Here is a 3,196-nt window from a genome sequence, read left to right on the forward strand (position 1 = left end):
TAAAAGAAATTGAGATTATTCTTGTTGATGACGGCTCAACAGACGGCAGTAGTGAATTATGCGATAAACTTGCTCAGAGCGACAGCAGAATTATCTGTTTACATATAGAAAATAACGGTGTAAGCAATGCAAGGAATAAAGGTATTGCAGTAGCAAAAGGCGAATACATCGGCTTTTCAGATGCCGATGACTTGCCTGACAAGACTTTGTACGAAACACTATATAACCTTGCTGAAAATAACAAAACTCAGATTTCTATGGTAAAATATGCAACTGTTTTTGAGGACGGAAAAGTAATCAATGATGAAGGCACCAAAGAAATTACCATATATAATGATAAAAATAAAGTACTGTCCGATTTCTTCGCAGGAAAACTTTATTCCGGAGTATATACAAAACTGTTTAAAAGCGAGCTTTGTAAAAACATAAGCTTTGATGTAACGAAATGCATAAATGAAGATAAAATGTTTATTTTTAACGCATTAAGATATGCTGATTCGTGTTGTTATCAGGACATCAGCCTTTACACCTACATACGCAGAGCAGGGTCACTTTCTAACGGCAAATTTTCAGAAAATCAGTTTGGATTAATTAATTCTGCCGATGAAATGGAAAAAATTGTTGCTGACGAGTACCCGCAAATTATAGATTTTGCAAAGGCAAATACTGTGTACTCAAATATGAAGCTGCTTAAAATTATGTGTCTTACACATTGTGAAAAAGAATATAAAGATAAATATAACGATCTTGTAAAAGCTATGAGAGAATACAAAATCAGCTTTTGCAAAAATTACTTAACTAAAAACGATTTTATTAAATGGTTTGCTTTGAAAATTAATAAAAAATTTTTTAAAGCACTTGTAATAAAATTTGCGAGAACCTAAAACAGGGAGGAGGAGAATTTAATGAATATTGGCAATATCACCTTGCGTCAATGCTGGTATTTCATATTAACAATATTTATTCCATTTCTCTGTGTAGGCGGAACTACTTATTTTCCATATCATTTTCGTTTGCCAATAATGATATTTGTTACCGTAGGTTCGTTTGTTATTTTTACAGCGTCAAAAAAGGTAATTAAATTTAATCTTATATCAAGTGTATGGCTGTGCATTTCATTTATGATATGTATATCAAGCTTTGCTTCGTATGATATGAATACAACACTTGAATTTGGTATAGTGTATCTTGTGTGTTCGCTAATGCTGTTTGTCGATTTTCCAAAAGACTTGTGGGCAAAAGTTATATTTGTCTGCAAAATTTTTGCAATAGTAATTGCATTAACGATTATTATTTCTGTATTTATTGATGATTTTGTTTTAAAGTACTTAGGTTTTCTCTCAAACCCTATGAATTATTCTTCTGTGTCAAATCAGATTCACGCTGAGCTTCAGCTTGGCTCATATTCAGGTATAGCAGGCGAAAAAGCCTCTGCTGCACTTATTATGAATGTTGGCATAGCTATTGTTTTTGCTAAGTATTTTTCGGGAATTAAGTGCAAACTTATCGACTTTATTGAGCTTGGATTATTTTTAATTGCCTTAATTCTCACCGGTAAGCGAATGCTTTTTTTAATTCCTATTCTTCTTTTCGTAATAATGATGCTTATGTCAAGCATCAAGCATAGAGTTGCAAAATTTGTTGCAATAGCATTGCTCGGAGTGTGTGCAATACTCATAATGTCTGAATTTATTCCACAGATGTCGGTTATGTATGACCGTATGCTCGGTAACAGAGATAAAGATTATTATGACCCGCTTTCCGGACGAGGAAATCTTTGGAAATATTCCTTTATGATGTTTGCCGAAAGCCCAATTGTCGGTCTTGGTTTTGGTGCTTATAATGATTATGCATATGACCATGGTTACCTATATGATGGTGCAAAATGGAATTACTATGGCCACAATACATACTATGAAATTCTGGGTGAAACTGGCATAATAGGTGCTGTATTAATTTTCGGCATCCTCGTTATTGCATTAATAATGACTATAAAACTAATGATTTCTAAGAAAATAGATAAGCAGTCAAAAATGATATTAATGTTCTCTTTCTACATTCAAGCAATGCTCTTTATATACTGCATTTCCGGTAATGTTTTATTTATGAAAGAGCAGATATTTATGTGGTTTACTGCTATGGCAATGATGCTATCCGTTAAAAATGAATTAAAAATTAAAGATAGATCTTTGCTTCGTGGAGGAAAAATTAATGAATAAAAAGACCGGAATTGTTACATTCCATAATGCACTCAGCTATGGTGCAATACTTCAGAGCTATGCTCTCCAACAGTTTTTATTTCAAAATAACATTGATAATGAAATTATTGATTATCAATGTGAATATATGAATAAACATTATAAAAAGCTTATAAGAGTTGTAAAAGGTATGCGACTTAAATCTTTTGTCGGCTCACTTTTGCAGCTTAAAAACAAAAAGAATTCTTTGCGTCTTTCTAAAGAATTTCAGAATAACTTTTTAAAATGTTCAAAGCCAGTAACAAGAAATACTCTTAATAATATTTCAGACGATTACAGCTTTTTTATTGCCGGCAGTGACCAGGTATGGAGTCCAACATGTGTCGGTTTTGATAAAACCTATTTTCTTGATTTTGCTAAATCTGAGCAGAAATATTCATATGCTGCAAGCTTTGGTACAACCGCAATCCCGGATGATAAAATTGCAGAATATAAAGTGTTGCTTTCTGATTTTCAGCATTATTCTGTTCGTGAGCAAAGCGGTGCTGAACTTGTGCATGATATTACAGGCAAAAATGCTGAAGTGAATATTGACCCTACGCTGTTGCTTACAGCTAAAGAATGGGATAAAATCACTGTAAAAGCACCTATAAACGGGCCTTACATATTTCTCTTTAATGTATTAAAGCCGAAAAAAATGATTGAATATGCAGTTAAACTCGGCAAAGAAAAAAATATGCCAGTGTACTATCTGAATGACAAGCATTTACCTATTAATGGCATTAATTATTTAAAGCCTGCATCTCACAATGAATTTGTAAGTTTAATTAAAAATGCCGAATATGTAGTTACAAATTCATTTCACGGCTCTGCTTTCTCAATTATTTATCATAAAAAGCTTATTATGGAACTTAATACCACTACTAAAAGAAATATTCGCTCTGAGGAATTACTCAAAAGCCTCAATATAACCAACAGAGAAATAGGGGAAGGTCTAA

General features: G+C 32.6%; 3 protein-coding genes. All 3 read left to right on the forward strand.

Going from position 1 to position 3,196, the window contains the following annotated elements; genetic code table 11:
- A partial coding sequence (locus ACJMMI_RS10205) for a glycosyltransferase (protein ID WP_405355432.1) occupies nucleotides 1-884 on the forward strand: 884 nt, incomplete at its 5' end.
- 21 nt (nucleotides 885-905) lie between these two features.
- A complete protein-coding gene (locus tag ACJMMI_RS10210; protein WP_405355434.1) occupies nucleotides 906-2,219 on the forward strand; it encodes an O-antigen ligase family protein in 1,314 nt (437 codons plus the stop codon).
- Nucleotides 2,212-3,196 (forward strand): polysaccharide pyruvyl transferase family protein (locus tag ACJMMI_RS10215; protein ID WP_405355435.1); only part of this gene is annotated, 985 nt, incomplete at its 3' end. The genes ACJMMI_RS10210 and ACJMMI_RS10215, both read left to right, overlap by 8 nt.

Source organism: Ruminococcus sp. (assembly GCF_045129435.1).
In the GTDB taxonomy this organism is placed as follows: domain Bacteria; phylum Bacillota; class Clostridia; order Oscillospirales; family Acutalibacteraceae; genus Ruminococcoides.

What these genes read in the sequence shown, in the direction of transcription:
- ACJMMI_RS10210 (WP_405355434.1), top strand. Translation starts at nt 906, where the DNA reads ATGAATATTGGCAATATCACCTTGCGTCAATGCTGGTATTTCATATTA.